The organism is Vibrio sp. 1CM24A (assembly GCF_023161725.1).
GTDB lineage: Bacteria > Pseudomonadota > Gammaproteobacteria > Enterobacterales > Vibrionaceae > Vibrio > Vibrio coralliirubri.
Map to the genome: position 1 here is coordinate 628,783 of NZ_JALNTS010000001.1, position 15,525 is coordinate 644,307.

11 protein-coding genes are annotated in these 15,525 nt (G+C 45.4%); 6 read left to right on the forward strand and 5 right to left on the reverse strand.

All coding sequences use genetic code 11. The features are described from left to right. Positions 1-70 precede the first annotated feature (70 nt). The 3 genes from MSG38_RS02610 to MSG38_RS02620 all read right to left on the reverse strand — a co-directional run bounded on the left by MSG38_RS02610 (position 71) and on the right by MSG38_RS02620 (position 5,845). Positions 71-3,190, reverse strand: a complete 3,120-nt coding sequence (locus MSG38_RS02610; protein WP_248400923.1) for an efflux RND transporter permease subunit — start codon at positions 3,188-3,190, stop codon at positions 71-73. 6 nt (positions 3,191-3,196) lie between these two features. Further along, positions 3,197-4,282, reverse strand: a complete 1,086-nt coding sequence (locus MSG38_RS02615; protein ID WP_059018783.1) for an efflux RND transporter periplasmic adaptor subunit — start codon at positions 4,280-4,282, stop codon at positions 3,197-3,199. A gap of 150 nt (positions 4,283-4,432) precedes the next feature. Next, positions 4,433-5,845, reverse strand: a complete 1,413-nt coding sequence (locus tag MSG38_RS02620; protein ID WP_248400924.1) for a TolC family outer membrane protein — start codon at positions 5,843-5,845, stop codon at positions 4,433-4,435. A gap of 267 nt (positions 5,846-6,112) precedes the next feature. Between MSG38_RS02620 and MSG38_RS02625 the strand changes: the two genes are divergently transcribed. From MSG38_RS02625 to MSG38_RS02640, 4 genes are read left to right on the forward strand one after another with little or no spacing between them, the layout of a single operon-like run. Further along, the gene (locus MSG38_RS02625; RefSeq protein WP_248400925.1) at positions 6,113-6,367 is read left to right on the forward strand and encodes a cold shock domain-containing protein; all 255 of its coding nucleotides are present in this window, start codon (positions 6,113-6,115) and stop codon (positions 6,365-6,367) included. After that, a complete protein-coding gene (locus MSG38_RS02630) occupies positions 6,364-7,737 on the forward strand; it encodes a hypothetical protein (protein WP_248400926.1) in 1,374 nt (457 codons plus the stop codon). Before MSG38_RS02625 ends, MSG38_RS02630 begins: the two co-directional genes overlap by 4 nt. Before the next feature lie 22 nt (positions 7,738-7,759). Beyond that, positions 7,760-8,488 (forward strand): helix-turn-helix domain-containing protein, encoded by a 729-nt coding sequence (locus tag MSG38_RS02635; protein WP_050646134.1) that lies wholly within the window; start codon positions 7,760-7,762, stop codon positions 8,486-8,488. Further along, positions 8,464-9,021, forward strand: a complete 558-nt coding sequence (locus MSG38_RS02640) for a hypothetical protein (RefSeq protein ID WP_248400927.1) — start codon at positions 8,464-8,466, stop codon at positions 9,019-9,021. The genes MSG38_RS02635 and MSG38_RS02640 overlap by 25 nt, the downstream gene beginning before the upstream one ends. 347 nt (positions 9,022-9,368) lie before the next feature. On the opposite strand, the gene MSG38_RS02645 is transcribed toward MSG38_RS02640, so the two are convergent. Beyond that, positions 9,369-10,268, reverse strand: coding sequence for a LysR family transcriptional regulator (locus MSG38_RS02645; protein WP_050633533.1), 900 nt, complete (start codon positions 10,266-10,268; stop codon positions 9,369-9,371). 111 nt (positions 10,269-10,379) lie between these two features. Here MSG38_RS02645 and MSG38_RS02650 point away from each other — a divergent pair, with 111 nt between their 5' ends. Further along, positions 10,380-12,059 carry an amidohydrolase gene (locus MSG38_RS02650; protein ID WP_050633534.1) on the forward strand — a complete coding sequence of 560 codons (1,680 nt, stop codon included), beginning with the start codon at positions 10,380-10,382 and terminating at the stop codon, positions 12,057-12,059. Positions 12,060-12,176: 117 nt separating this feature from the next. On the opposite strand, the gene MSG38_RS02655 is transcribed toward MSG38_RS02650, so the two are convergent. Continuing rightward, on the reverse strand, positions 12,177-13,067 hold the full coding sequence (locus tag MSG38_RS02655) for a LysR family transcriptional regulator (protein WP_050650549.1): 891 nt from the start codon (positions 13,065-13,067) through the stop codon (positions 12,177-12,179). Between the two features lie 363 nt (positions 13,068-13,430). Here MSG38_RS02655 and MSG38_RS02660 point away from each other — a divergent pair, with 363 nt between their 5' ends. After that, entirely contained in the window at positions 13,431-15,338 is a 1,908-nt protein-coding gene (locus tag MSG38_RS02660) for an amidohydrolase (protein ID WP_248400928.1), read from the forward strand. The last annotated feature ends 187 nt before the right edge of the window (positions 15,339-15,525 follow it).

Consider the following 15,525-nt stretch of genomic DNA (forward strand, 5'->3'; position numbering starts at 1 on the left):
CATAACGAGGGGTAAAAACCATCAATAAAGCAACAACACACCTTTGCCGTCACTTTATTGAGGCTACGGGTTACTGTTGTTTCGTTTTCAGCTTTTCACGGAGTGTTTGGAAAATGGCGTAGAAGCCCGGAGTCATCATCGAACCGACCACCAGCACCATCAACATGCCACCCAGTAGTGCCAATCCAGTGGTGTTCTGAGAAATAGCCCCTGCACCATTGGCAAACACTAAAGGCAAGATGCCAAGAATGAATGACCATGACGTCATGTTTACGGCTCTAAAACGCATCTTGCCGCCTTGGATCGCTGCCTCTTCGATGCTTAAACCTTCACTTTCACGTTTCAGCTTTGAGAACTCCACCATCAAAATCGCGTTCTTGGCAGCCAGGGAAATCAATAGAATCAAGCCAATTTGACCGTAGATAGACAAGGCTTGCCCACCCGCTAATAGCGCCGCGAAGGTACCCACAGCAGCGGTTGGAGCCACAATGATGATCGCAGCAGGCAGAGCCCACGATTCGTACTGAGCTACAAGGAACAAGTAGATGAATACCAGTGCTAAAACCAGAGCGATTTGAGCCGTGTTCCCCGCCAACTTCTCTTGATAAGCCATGTTGGTCCACTCATAGGTGTAACCCTGAGTGAGAACTTCCTCGGCGATACGCTCCATTGCATCAATCGCTTCACCAGATGAGTAACCTGGAGCTGGATTTAGCTGTAAACGAGCCGCAGGTAACATGTTGTAGCTTGTAACTAGGTCAGGTTCTAATGTCGGTTCGATCGTTGCGACAGCAGACAGCGGAACTTGCTCGCCAAGCGCCGACGGGACATGTATGCGTAACACATCAGATAGATCATTTCGTTGTTCCCCTTTAGCTTGAACAAAAACTCGGTAGCTTCTTCCGTTTAGGGCAAAGTCATTAACGTATGCAGACGCTAGATGTGTCGCCATCGCATCGTTAATTGCACTGAGTGGTACGCCTAACTGACGCGCTTTCTCGCGATCAATTTCTACGTTGTAATGTGGAACATTGGCACGATAAGTCGTCATCGCATTGGTGATTTCTGGCGCTTGATTAGCCGCTGCCATCATCGCGTAAGTCACTTGCGCGAGTTCTTGAGCAGTGCGTCCAGACGTGTCTTGCACCATAAACTCAAGTGCATCACCGATACCAATACCTGGAATAGGCGGTAGACCCATAGCGATGCTCATCGACTTATCAATGCCATACAATTGCATGTTGATGCGCTGGGCAACCGCAGCTTGTGTATGGTCGCCATCCATTGCAAGACGCTCATCCCAGTCTTTCAAATTGACGAACATGGTCGCTGAGTTAGCGGCAACACCACCGGTCAGAGCATTGAAGCCAATCGCACCTGCGAAATCTTCAATTGCTGGGTCTTGGTTTAATACTGCTTCAGCTTGACGAATCAAGCCATGAGTACGCTCTTTCGATGCGTTATCAGGCAAGAACATCGCGAGCGCCAACACGCCTTTGTCTTCAGCTGGAACAAATGCCGTCGGTAGCTTGTCATTCATTACCACCATGGCAGCAATAGCCACTGCGAACGACACCAGAAGCACAGCTGATTTGCGAACCAATAAAGAGACTGCTTTACCGTAAGCTGTCGTCACTTTGTCGAACATTGCATTGAATGCCACAAACCACTTAGCAGGCTTAAGGTTACGCTTCATAACCATTGCACATAATGCAGGTGACAAAGTGAGTGCATTAATAGCGGATAGCACCAAAGCGATACAGATGGTGATAGAGAACTGAGCAAACATCAGCCCCGTAATACCTGGCAGCAATGCCACAGGAATAAACACCGCAAGCATGACCAATGTTGATGCGACAATCGGGCCGGTGACTTCTTTCATCGCTCGATTGGTGGCTTCTTTCGCATCAATGGTTTGGTTTTCATTGAGAATGCGTTCTACGTTCTCAACCACCAAAATGGCATTGTCCACCACGATACCAATCGCCAGAATCAAGCCAAATAAGGTAACGGTATTGATACTAAAGCCACCCATTTGCATGAAAGCAAAAGTACCAATCAAAGACACAGGAATCGCAACCACAGGTGCAAGTGTTGTTCTGACATTACCCAAGAACAGGTAAGTCACCGCAATAACAAGCCCGACAGCAACAATTAAGGTTTCGACGATACTGCGAATAGACGCTTCAACCGATAAGGTAGTGTCGTATGGAATCGCGTAAGTCATACCGGCAGGCATGATGCTTTCGATGTCTTCCAATACCGATTTAACCGCAGCGCCTGTTTCCAAAGCATTGGCATCTGGGTTAGCCTGCATTGCGACTAGAGCAGCATCTCCGCCATTGTAGGTTGCATAGGCATCATAGAATTGACTGCCAATCTCAACGTTTGATACATCTTTCAGATAGATTTGATTGCCGTCTGCTAACGTTTTTACAATAATTTGTTCAAACTCTTCTGCACTCGACAGTCGACCTTGTGTGATCAAGTTAAACTGCAATGCGGCATTTTCACGGCTTGGACCTTGGCCAATTCGCCCTGCTGGCACTACTGCATTTTGTTCACGAATGGCGTTCTTCACATCAAACGTTGTCACACCCAGTGACGCCATGCGGTCCATATCGAGCCACACACGCATGCCATAGGTCGCACCAATCAAATCACTGCTCGCCAAGCCAGAGATACGAGCGATACGCTCCATGAAGTTTGCTTCAACCCAGCTGTTAAGCTCTAGCTCTGACATCGATTGGTCTTCAGAGTAGAAAGCAATCGCGAGCAAATCATCCGGCGCGGCTTTACGAATACGCACACCACGAGCACGAACTTCAAACGGCAGCATGTTTTCAGCAACGGCAACGCGGTTAGATACGTTAACCATCGCCATATCGGCGTCAACGCTGTTATCAAAGGTAATGTTTAAGAAGTAACGGCCATCGTTGGTTGAACGTGACTGCATGTAAACCATGCCATCAACACCGTTCACTTCCTCTTCGATTGGATTACCAATCACCTCTTTTACGGTTTCAGCACTGGCGCCCGGCATGAACGCGACGACACGAACTTGCGGAGGCGTCACGCTTGGGTACTCTGAAATCGGCATGGTTTTAATCGCAATCAAACCAATCAAGGTCAGGAAGATCGAGATAACAAACGCAAATTTCGGTCGGTCGATAAAAAATTTACTGATCATAATCTATTACTCCGCAACTGAAACAGGAGCACCAGGACGAATACGTTGCAGTCCGCCAACAATCACTGGCTCACCGGCGTCCAAGCCATTTGCGACGAAAACATCTTGTCCAATTCGATCACCTACAACGACATCACGACGTACCGCGTTGCCTTCTTCGATGGTAAGTACATATTGAGCGAGCTGATCTTGATGGATCGCTTTATGAGGAATTTGCACGCCTCTTAATGGTTCTGCACTGGTTAGCCCAACACGAACAAATTGATTTGGCAGCAGACCCGCTTCGCTGTTATCAAAAGAGGCAGAAATCGTCACCGTACCGCTGGCTGCATTCACTTTGTTATCAACAAAAGCGATGTTACCTTGGTAATCCGTCAATTGGCCATCACGCTCAAGCAATACAGATGTCGCTTGCTTGCCTTGAAGCTGATACTGACTCAGTTCGCTTTCTTTAATCGAGAAAGTGGCATCGATCGGATCCATCTTAATAAGGTCAATCAATGGGCCAAAGTTAGGGCCTACCATGTCACCGATAGAGAAGTTACTTTTCCCTAACTGACCTGAATACGGTGCTTTAACTTGGGTTTGGTCTAAGTTATCTTGCTGAACTCTTACGTTTGCTCGCGCAGACACCACTCGAGATCTCGCCATCTCTAGCTCCGCAATACTCAAATCGAGCTGCGACTGTGAAATACCGCCCGACTTCAACATCTGAGTGGTTCTTTCATGGTTTAGCTGAGTCAAGCTCAGTGCCGATTGCGCTTCAGATAAGGTTGCTTTTGCCGCATCAAATGCCGCTTGGTATGACGTTGGGTCGATTTCAAAAAGCACAGCGCCCGCTTCGACATAAGCACCGTCATCAAAGAGTTTATTTAACAAGAAACCACTGGTTCTTGGTGTCAGTTGAGCAGATTCAACCGCCTCCATTCTTCCTATATGATATTGGATTGGCGAATGTGCCATTTCCTCGGCAAGCACCACAGTTACAGGTGTACTAGGTACTGGAGCAGCAGTTTGCTCCGTAGGTTGTGAATTACCACCACAGCCTGCAAGTAAGATACTTGCGGTTAATAACGTTATTGTTTTTTTCATCGTGTGTTCTCTACAAATACGTCGATACATTGAGTGACCGCATCCTGGATTCAATCTGAGGGTTCATCTCAGGTGCCATCACATTTGATCTATTTTCTATTCGGCGTTGACGCCATGATTTCGAGCGAGCGCTTTAACCCGCTTTTTCGACTAGCGTTTCAAACCAACGTTAATCGCACTGATGTCTTCAGGTAAAAGCTCACCACCTAAGAACTTGAGCTGCAGTGACACCAAAATGAAATCAATTTGCGCTTCAGTCAGGTCTTGCTTCGCCGCATAAAGCTGACGAGTTCCGTTCAGCACATCGACAATCGTTCTGCTGCCAATTTCAAAACCTTGTTGAGTCGCAACAAGTGAACGTTCGGCAGAATGAACAGAGTTGGCATAGGCTTGCTGAGCACTAATAAGGGCATTGAGGTCTTTTTCTGCACCGCGGATTTGACGCGTTACGCTTCTCCAAGATTGCTCTTGAAGCTGAAGGGCTTGTTGGTATTGAACCTTGGCTTGTTGTACTTCGTTGCTGGTTGCCCCGCCTCGGTAAACAGGCAAGGTCATTGCTACACCTGCAAACACGGTTGAGTTATCATCAATGTTATTAAACTGCTGCTTTGACTGACCCATCTCGGTTCTACGAATCTCGCTCGCAAACGTATAACGGTACTCAGCAACCAAGCCTAACGACGGTTGATGCCCAGCTTGCGCTAATTCAATCTGCTGCTTGCTTAGCTCAACCAGCTGTTTCTGAATTTGCATCTCAGGGTTAAATTGCTGCGCTTTTTCCTGCCATGTCAGCGCATTTTCTGGCGTTGGGATATTGGCGTCGTAACGGTCAGTATTCAGTGGATAAACCGACGTAAACTCATTGCCAGACAGCTCGTAAAGCGCGTCCAATGATTTCTCAACTTCGTTTTCAGCCACAATCACCGATGCAGAAACCAAATCGAACTGAGCGCGCGCATCAATCACGTCATTTTCCGGAATCATCCCCAATGAAAATTGACGTTCGGTTTGCTTAAGCTGCTCTTCGATCGCTTCTTGTGTCGCTTTGGTTTGCTTTAACGACTCTTGCGCTTTAAGGGCATTGAAATAACCCACCACGACTTGTAAAGCGAGGCTCTCTAACGCGACTTGGTGTGAGACTTGGCTGAGCTCAACCTGCTGATTACTTAGCTCATTTACCGCGTTCAGTTTCGCGTTATAAAGATTTTGCCCAACAGAAATAGACGCTTGCGCCGCGTTGGTGTCTATCTCGTTGAGTGTAGTGTAGCTGTTTCGAAGCACACCATACGCAAGGTTTGCATCAACCTGAGGTAAATACGCGGCACCTACTTTGTCTGCACCATAGGTCGCACTATCAATGGCTAGTGCTGCACTTTTTAACGCAGGGTTATTGTCGAGAGACTGCTGATACAGCTCGCTTAAGCTGACACTTTCAGCCAATGCTCCGTAGCTCGTTAATGCTCCGGCCACCAGCACAGCTAGCGCCGAGAACTTCATAGAAGATCTCGGCGTTCTGCGATTAACGGCAACCGAACTTGGAAGCATTGAAGTTTGTTTTTTCATGGAATGACCCACCAACACATCAAATGGATGAACGGACTTGCGCCCTTTTGAGTCAAGTTTTGCGATTTAGGGAGTTGAGCTGTAGCGCCGTCGGAATCAAACTTGTTCTAAGTCATGATTTACTGGCAAATACCGAGGGTTTTGTGTCGGGTTCCACATAGAATTTGGATTTAATTAATTACTTATTAAATAGATTTAAATCAAAATTAGTCATAGCACCCACTGATAGAATCACCTCATTACCTATTCACTGAGTTAATCTCGTAAATGTCCGATTTGATTTGCACTCGTGGCTACATCACTTGGTTTCACCTAGAAAACGGGTTTGGTTTTGCTAAACCTGATCACGGTGATATTGATGTACTCATTCACATCAGTGTCATTGAATTTGATGGTGAAATTAACTTAGAGGAAGGTCAGCGACTTTATATGGAGCTTGAGGAAGTAAAAGGTAAGCCTCACTGGAATGCCGTCAAAGTGCTACCTCTGGCAAAACCATTCTCCGCATTTGAGTCAGTATGATGAAGACTCATCAACGAGGTCGCCCTACGCTGTCGCCAGTTGTGAAGCTTGCTAAACACGTTATAAAAGACTATCAAGATTACGTGAGCCTTAACCTTCGTTACCAAGCTCAGTTTCGTCAACACTACCCAGACCACAACGCAGAGCAGTTGGCTCTCATTGACGCCGACATCATCAGCGCCTCCGAGGAATATAAGATTTGGAGCAGTATTGACAACCTAATGCTGTCTGCGCAACGTCATTCTGATCCGATCAAGCAATGGCAAAGCATCCAAGAGAAGGTATTAGGTAATGTGCAGCAACTTATTAGCCTGTATCAGCTTCGGATTAGATCGCTTCCGGCGCAGCCAAGGTCAATACTTGTGTGTGATTTCGCGGATCAGCTTTGGCTCCATGAGCAAGCTGTCACGCAAAAAGGAATCTCACAAAAGGGAATATCTCAAACAGTAATCTCGCAAACAGTGAACCCTTGGCTCGAAAGTACATTAGTTAAGGCGACTGGCTTTCAGCAAGATGATTGGTTCTATACCGTTACCGAAAACTTCAAATCAAGCATCAGAGAGCTCAACGGAGCTTTGTTGAATGATTCAAAGAGTCTCAATCATTTCTGGAGTGACGATACTTCGTTTGTGCTTGAGCGCATCAAGCATCAAAGAAAGGTCATTCGCTTACTGATGCTGCATATTATTGACAACAAAATTGATTCGCTGCTACCAAGGCAAGCACAAAGCAGCGCGGGCAGGCCAACACTCCCCTTGCCTGTGCAATTAATGCGACAAGAGCAAGCGCTTCAAGATACGCACCTCGAATACAGACAGGCGTGTCATGCACACAACCAACCGGCACTAAGCATCGAAACACTGGCCGCCAAGGCGCTCGAGAAGAACAGCAAAGCAACAACCCAAACAAAAGCCGGTAGAAAACCAATGAGCGAACTGCAAAAACTCGTCAATCAGAGCCTAGTATTAGAAGATCAGATACTGTGCCAAGAACATCAGCTTAATGAGCGCACCATCGATTGTTCAAAATTGAAATCTAACCAAAGTAGCGACGTTGAAAGTGGCTCGGCAATAGATAAACCCGTTAAGAGAGGACGCCCAACACTCTCGCCTCAACACCAAATAACTCGATTAAAAGCCAAACTCGACAACATAAATCAAGCTATTGAACAGTTGAAATCAAAAACTAAGTCAGCAACCGCTGATACGATAGTGAGAAATATTTTGCAGTATCAAAGCCTTTGGCTGACCAATAAAATAGCGCACGCTGACCGCATATTGGCGATACAAGAGAGTCCACTTGAGCTTGCTCGGCGTCGCAAGTGGGATCAAAAGTTACTGACGATACGATCCACCTTAAGTAAGATTTAGACTTAACCTTGAGTGAGCTACGATGAGTTTCTACCTATTAAATCAAAATCTGCTTTTTAACAGTCAAAGCGGAAAGCTGTTAAACCTGGCGTCTTTGCAAGAGACACAACTGCGTTCCAATGAATGGAAGTTGCTGTCACTTTTCATTGAACATTCAGGTTCTGACCTCACATCAGCGTTTATTCTTGAGGCCATTTGGGAAAGTACGCGTGCAAAATCGAGTGTCGCCACCGCGGTAAAAAACTTGCGGGCCCAATTGGGAGATTCTAGCGAACAACCAAAGTTCATCCAAACTCAAGTGATGAAGGGCTACGCCTACATCGGAGAAACTCAAGCGCTCACTGAAACAGAATACCAATCATTGATTGCTCGCCACGCTTCGTTATGGTCAAAAACAGCAAACTGGGTTCAACATAACAAAACCTTTTTTATTCATAACCTTATCAGGTTCGCATGTGTTCTGTTTATCGGCTGGAACTTAGTCGGCTTATACCATAACGGCGCATTCAGTCGCCTAATCGCAGAGCCGACCATCGCGCCACCTATCCCGATGTTAATCCATCAAAACGCTGAGACGCCAAGTGATCAAGACATTCAAATCTGCCAATCGCTACTGATTGAAGCTCAACAGAGTGCGCTCTTCGATACTTTACCCTTTCATCGTGAAAGCTCTGCCCCGTCACTGCCGAGATTGTTTTGGCGAGATCACAATAAGGAGGTGCTTGTATGTCATCTATCACCACTAAAATAATCACAAGCGGTTTCATTATTGTGGCGCTGATTTCTTACGTCATCAAAGACATCTACATTTCTCAATACAGCCCAGAATCGGTGTTTGTCGATCAGTATTGGTCGTATAAGCACAGAAGATACCCAGGTCAATTTGGTTACTTGGCTCAGTTATGGGATATACGCGTCGTCGAGACAGAATCTGAAGTCCTCATGACTAAAGACAAGTCTTACCACGCCATGCACTTCAATTTTTTCGCCCCATCAGGTTCCGTTGCTCAGGTGACGGTGAAGTTCGACACTGAGTGGCAACGCTTTGAAAACAACCATATCCAATTTGATGTGATTGCAGACTCAATTCGTTTAGAAGAAGCATCAAGGAAAATTGATCAAGAAAAATTCCACGCATTCTCAAGAGACATAATCCTCCGTATGTTCTCAACGCCAAGAAAAATCATCTCTGTATCGTCACATGAAATCATCACTGAATTGCCGTATATAGGTTTGGTAAGGCAGATAAAAATAGACACACCGCATTTGCTTGAAGCGCATTAATCGAACTCGAAGAATAAACTTGGTTTGGCTCGCGTGGAAGTTGAAACTAGAAAAGTACTGCATACAAAGTAGGAAGTAGTCACTGCCATACATTTGGGGAGCTTAAAGTAATTTTGATATCATCTTGATGCTCAACATAGTCAGGGCATACTCACACATTTTCACCGACGGCAAACATAGCAATTGCAGTCATTGCCTCCCCCTCAAATAGATAAAAATCAGCATTACATTTTCAATTATGTCTTTTAAATCATTAAGTTGACAATTGAAAACAGAAAAGGATGAGAAAATCTCATCCTTTTCATCTGCACAACGAAAGCGTAATAAATTGAAACTGCTTAACCTCTTTACTCAAACAGATGGTTGTTCTCTCGTCCGTAATCTACGCACCAACTTATGATTTGTTGGAATATAGGATGATTGTCTTTACCATGAGAAAAGAACACATTTAGACCAAACATCCCTCCTCGCCCTAACTCCTCAAGCTTCAACTCAACGACTTTACCCGACTCTACTAGGGGTCTCATATAGTGCTTCGGCATCACCGCCCAACCGCCAAATTTCAACAACTCACAAAGTAGATCACTATTACTAACGGTATGTAAAACCGGCGATATTCTTGCCGAGGCGATATCCAAAGTAAGCATATTCTCGGTGATGTACTGAGTCTCTAAACGCAGGTGGTTCAGTGTTAGATTTGGCTCTCTAACCAACGGGGAATCACTTCTCGCAAAACACGCGAGTTCCACATCCCCAATCGATTTCCAAGCAATAGGCTGCTCTGGGTACAACGACGAACGGTTTGGCATAATCGCGATATCCGCTTCGCCGTTATCAAGCATCTTTAATGCACGCTCACGAGTGCGATGTTGCCAGTTAACGACCACTCCCGGGAGTGTTTGCTGCACCTTCGATTCAATCGAAGTCAGCAAGGCCAGTGGCGTGATCACATCGTAAACCAAGTTTATGGTGTGCACGTCGTTCTCAAATAAGCCTTGGCTTTGCACATACAGATCACGGTTTTGACGTTCAACGGTTTTAGCTCGCGGATACAATTGTTTGGCTTGATCGCTCGGAACCGCCTTTCTTCCTTGTATATCAAACAACGGATAGCCCACCATATCTTCGTACGCCATCACATGCTCACGCACCGTTGTCCTTGATTTATTGAGTATTTTTGCTGCTTGGCTATAAGAGCCTTGCTCATAAACCGCAATGAAAGCACTCAACTGTTCTAATGTATGCATATGATTTCAACCTTTCACTTGATAGGGAAAGCCTAACAAAACTGACTTTGTTGTTCGAGTTTACTGGTTAATTATATGAGCCATACCTTGTTCCTATACAAAGAGACGTTTATGAAAAAGCTAACATTAAGTGCATTAAGCATTGCATTAGTGAGTCAGTTCTCAGTCGCCGCCCCTGATGTTATCTTTACTAACGGTGATATCGTCACCATGACAGGCAGCGCTGAGCGCGCTCAAGCAGTAGCCGTTAAAGATGGCAAGATTGTCGCGGTCGGTGACACCCAGCAGCTATTAAGCTCAAAGGGCGACAATACTGAAATACGCGATCTCGCTGGCAACACCATGACACCTGGCTTTATCGATTCTCATGGCCACTTTGCACAGTATATTCCGGTCATTAACTCACCTTACGTTTACCCTTCACCTCTCGGTGAAGGCAACAGTATTTCTGACATTCAGCGTATCATTAAAGATCACATGTCGGACCCTAAACTCGATCCAGAAAGACTTCACTTTGCGATTGGTTACGATGACGCAGCCGTTGAAGAAAATCGCCATCCAACAAGATGGGAACTGGACGAAGTGACTGGCGAATACAAGTTGTGTGCACTCCATATTTCAGGGCATTTCTTAACCTGTAATTCAAAAGGTTTAGAGGCTATGGGTTACAACCAAGAGTCTGAAAACCCACCGGGAGGCGTATTACGACGTGATGAAAATGGCGTACTAACCGGGGTACTCGATGAGTCCGCAACCTACCCAATGTTCCAACACATTGCGGTTGCTGATATGGAAGAAGCTCTGACCAATGTGAAACTTGCTCAGGATATGTTCCTTGCTTATGGCATCACAACAGCGCAAGAAGGCAAATCGAACACTCAACTTACTCACACTCTAAAAGCCCTTGCCGACCAAGGCGCCTTCTACATGGACGTCATTACTTACCCTATGTGGAGCGAGTTTGAAGGTTCAATCGAAGTCATGCCAATCGGTGAGTATCACAACGGCGTGAAAGTTGGCGGGATGAAAATTACCACCGATGGTTCACCTCAAGGTAAAACTGCGTATTTGTCGACTCCGTACTGGGAGCCGCCACACAGCCATGCTTACCACTATCATGGCTACCCAGTCTTATCTCAGGAAGAAATCAACCAATGGGTCGATCTCGCTTACAGCCATAACGCACAGGTGATTGCGCATACCAATGGTGACGCTGCCGCTGATCTTTTCATTAATGCGGTTGAACACGCAGCCGAAAAGCATGGTGAAGCCGATCGTCGCCCAGTCGCAATTCACGCTCAAACCATTCGATTAGACCAAGTAAAGAGAATGGCGAAACTTGATGTGATTCCTTCTTTCTTTGGCGCGCATACCTTCTTCTGGGGAGATTGGCATAAACGCTCTGTGCTTGGCCCATGGCGTGCCGCTAACATCTCACCAATGGGATGGGCAAATGAGTATGATTTGATGTTCACAACGCACATGGATGCACCTGTGCTGTTTCCTGATCAACTGTTGAACATGTGGACCAATGTGAATCGCGTAACACGAAGTGGTGAGACTCTGGGTGAGCATCATAAAATTGAGCCATACCAAGCACTAGAAGCGATTACCATCAATGCGGCTTACCAGAACTTTGAGGAAGACTCTAAGGGAAGCATCGAAGTTGGAAAGCGTGCTGACTTAGTTATCTTAGCGGAGAACCCACTCACCGTTGACCCTATGGATATCAAAGACATCAAGATCTTAGAAACCATCAAAGACGGCAATACGGTTTACGTTAACCAATAGCCTACTTAATTCCCCCAGCTGAGATTATCCTTGGCTGGGGTATCACGACAAAACAACACTTTTTGTTTCTATTTCGATTTCTATTTTTCGTTGATGTGCCCAAATCTAAATTTGAGCCTATAGATTCTTGATTGCGTAACCCTTCAGTACTTCAACCAAACCTTTATACACATTGGTATTTTCAAAACTCGTTGGATAGAAGAATGAGAGCCCGAACTTCGCGCTGTGTGAAAGCAACTCATTGAACTCGATTCGGCGTAGCTGCTTCGTATTCACCGCTTCGGTCGCTAAGCTTTTTGGAAGTAACGCCCAGCCATTCACTTTCACTAACTCCAATAACATATCGTTATTACTAACGGTGCGAAAATACGGTGATATGCCCAACCACTCTGGCATGGTTTTGCTTTGGTTTTCACTGATGTATTGCGTTTCTAATTGAAGATCTTCAAGTCGAATCTCACCGATTTTGAACAAAGGACTATCAATCCGTGCGTAGGCAGCAATATCACCGTCACCAAGTTTGATGGCGCTGATTGGGTATTCCGACATGTTTTCCATTCGGTGCTGCATGATCGCAACTTTGTTGTGCGCTTGTGTCACATCAACCAAGATCTCATCTCGATTTCGATGCAGCCAATTGAGCACCATGTCCGGGTGAGCCTTCAAAACATGCTGTTCTATCTCCACCACTAAATCGTTGGGCATCAGAGTATCGTGATAAAAATCTAAACGGGTCAGCTCTTGTTGATAAGCATTCATCATTCTTAGATGCAATCGCTCACTGTTTTGCACCAGTAATTTTGATTGCTTATAAATAGAACGTGCAAAGCTGGTTGGTACTGCCTTTTTTCCTTCAATCGTAAATAAAATGGTTCGATAGCTGTCTTCTAGCGCTTTCACTTGTTCTCGAATGGTCGTTCTATCTTTACCAATCGCTCTCGCAGCCTTGCTATAGCTCTGTTCGTCATACGTCGCACAGAATGAGTTTAAGTGTTCATAAGAAAACATCCCTACCACCTTAGATAATTAATGTTTGGTTTTACCCATCATTATGCGTTATTAGAAACGTAATAACACTGCTAAATTAGCAACAAATGTGAGGCGAAGAGAGTTTTCACTCTGTATTTGAACGATAAAATTCGCTTCTCTATGTATTGGCAGTAAGCCCAGAAGTTAGCTATACACACTTATTTGAACAGAGTTACGCATTGCTAATGATGGGTTTACCGCCTCTCTTTTCTTATCACTTATCCGTGAATACAAAGAACTGACTTTCTAAGCGCTCACAGGAAGATTGATTTTCCAAAGCGCGATGGTCGACTGAATCCTCTCATAGAACAAGGCCGTTAGTTGAGAGCAATAGGATCCATTATGAAAAAGCTACTTCTCTCAACGGTTATTGCTGGCCTAGTCACCACACCTGCTTTCGCCGAAACCTCTACTAGCCCTATCACGCTCTATGTATCGAACGACATCATTACTCTTTCAGATCACGATCATAGCAACGTAGACGCTATCGCAGTTCAAGACGGTAAAATCCTCGACCTTGGCGATCAAAAAACACTCACCACTAAGTACCAATCTAAAGATGGTTTTACGATTGATAAATCATTTGAAGATCGCGTTCTTACACCGGGCTTCGTTGAACCTCACGTTCACCTTTGGCTGATGGCGTTATTGATCGGCACAGACTTTATTACTCCTGCTGATTGGGATTTACCGTGGGGCAACGTTGAAGGCGTAATAGGCCATGATAACTACTTAGCCCGTTTAACAGAGCTAGAAAGTGAACTGGCAGAAGGCGAACCATTGGTAAGCTGGGGCTACCATCACTATTTCCACGGCAATGAAATGAGCCGTGAGTTGCTGAATAACATTTCTGAAGACCGACCAATTATCATTTGGCATCGTAGCTTCCACGAATTGTTCTTCAACGATGCAGCGATGGAAATGCTAGGTTGGTCTGAAGAGGACTGGACTGGCGAAGGCTATAACTACGATCAGCTAGACTGGGAACGAGGCCATGCTTATGAAGCTGGAGCTAAAATCCTTCTCAATGATGTAATGGGGTTCTGGGTAAATAGCGGCATTTTTGCAACCGGGATGGAGCGAACCAAAGATTACATCCACTCTGGTGGTATCACTACCGCGATTGACCCTGGTGTTGTTGCAACACCTGAGATGTTCGAGCAAGTAGTCGACATTCTTGAAGACGGTAACTTCCCAATGGATTACTGGTTAATGCCAGCTGGTAACTTTACCTACATGATGGCAGAAAACGACCCAGCCAAAGGTAAAGCGATTGCCGAAGGTTTGACTCAGCACCCGTCTTATCAAGGCGAACAGATCAAATGGCTACCTAAATTCGTTAAGTTGTTTTCAGACGGCGCAATGTACAGCCAGTTAATGCAACTTAAAGATGGTTACACCGATGGTCACTCAGGTGAATGGTTGCAAGAGCCTAAAGATCTTGAAGCAAGTATGCGTCCTTACTGGGAAGACGACTACACGATTGTTATCCATGCCAATGGTGATCTAGGCTTTGAGACTGCACTGAACATTGTCGACAAGCTTAACAAAGAAAAAAGCAGAGACGATCACAGAACCAGCTTCCATCACCTAGGTATTACCGATAAAGACGACATCCCTAAAGCCGTTGAACTTGGCGCAAACTTTAGTGTAAACCCTTACTACACACATATTCTGGCTGAGCTTTACTCTGAACAAGGTATCGGTCAAGAGCGTGCAGAAGTGATGGCGCGTGGACGTTCATTCATCGATGCGGGTGGTATTTTATCATTGCACTCAGATTCACCAATGGCACCAGCGCAACCACTAGGGTTAGTTTGGGCTGCTGTAAACAGAATCGGTCTGTCTGGCAAAACGGTAATGGGACCTCAAGAGCGCATTACGGTTGATGAAGCAATGCGCGCAATCACGATTGATGCAGCATACACAGCACGTCTAGAAAATGAAGTGGGTACTATTGATATCGGTAAAACCGCTAACTTTACGGTACTCGACGACAACCCATACACGGTAAAACCTGAAGACATCAACAAGATAAAAGTTGAAGCAACGATTTACCAAGGTATCCCTGCTCCTGTAAAAAACAGCAACTCTGGTTTAGCCATGACTGAGCAAAATATGAAAGTTGTGAATGTAATCAACAGATACCACAACGCTCATGGTCATCACCACCATCATGATCATGACCACGATGTGTGTGCGACAAGCTTGTACTTCCAACATGCTCTTACGGCGATTCAACAGAAATAACGTAGGTACAATAACGATGAACATTGCTCTAAGCTGAGCGAAAGCATCTCAATAGCTTAAGCTTCATTGTTCTCAAAAAGTGATAGTGTGACCTCAGCGTCCGCTATCACTTTTTCTTTTTATGATGCATGTCTACCGATTCCGCTCTACAAAAAGCCCTTATTCAAATGGCCCTATACAAAACTCT

What these genes read in the sequence shown, in the direction of transcription:
- MSG38_RS02610 (WP_248400923.1), bottom strand. Translation starts at nt 3,190, where the DNA reads ATGATCAGTAAATTTTTTATCGACCGACCGAAATTTGCGTTTGTTATC.
- MSG38_RS02615 (WP_059018783.1), bottom strand. Translation starts at nt 4,282, where the DNA reads ATGAAAAAAACAATAACGTTATTAACCGCAAGTATCTTACTTGCAGGC.
- MSG38_RS02620 (WP_248400924.1), bottom strand. Translation starts at nt 5,845, where the DNA reads ATGAAAAAACAAACTTCAATGCTTCCAAGTTCGGTTGCCGTTAATCGC.
- MSG38_RS02625 (WP_248400925.1), top strand. Translation starts at nt 6,113, where the DNA reads ATGTCCGATTTGATTTGCACTCGTGGCTACATCACTTGGTTTCACCTA.
- MSG38_RS02630 (WP_248400926.1), top strand. Translation starts at nt 6,364, where the DNA reads ATGATGAAGACTCATCAACGAGGTCGCCCTACGCTGTCGCCAGTTGTG.
- MSG38_RS02635 (WP_050646134.1), top strand. Translation starts at nt 7,760, where the DNA reads ATGAGTTTCTACCTATTAAATCAAAATCTGCTTTTTAACAGTCAAAGC.
- MSG38_RS02640 (WP_248400927.1), top strand. Translation starts at nt 8,464, where the DNA reads ATGTCATCTATCACCACTAAAATAATCACAAGCGGTTTCATTATTGTG.
- MSG38_RS02645 (WP_050633533.1), bottom strand. Translation starts at nt 10,268, where the DNA reads ATGCATACATTAGAACAGTTGAGTGCTTTCATTGCGGTTTATGAGCAA.
- MSG38_RS02650 (WP_050633534.1), top strand. Translation starts at nt 10,380, where the DNA reads ATGAAAAAGCTAACATTAAGTGCATTAAGCATTGCATTAGTGAGTCAG.
- MSG38_RS02655 (WP_050650549.1), bottom strand. Translation starts at nt 13,067, where the DNA reads ATGTTTTCTTATGAACACTTAAACTCATTCTGTGCGACGTATGACGAA.
- MSG38_RS02660 (WP_248400928.1), top strand. Translation starts at nt 13,431, where the DNA reads ATGAAAAAGCTACTTCTCTCAACGGTTATTGCTGGCCTAGTCACCACA.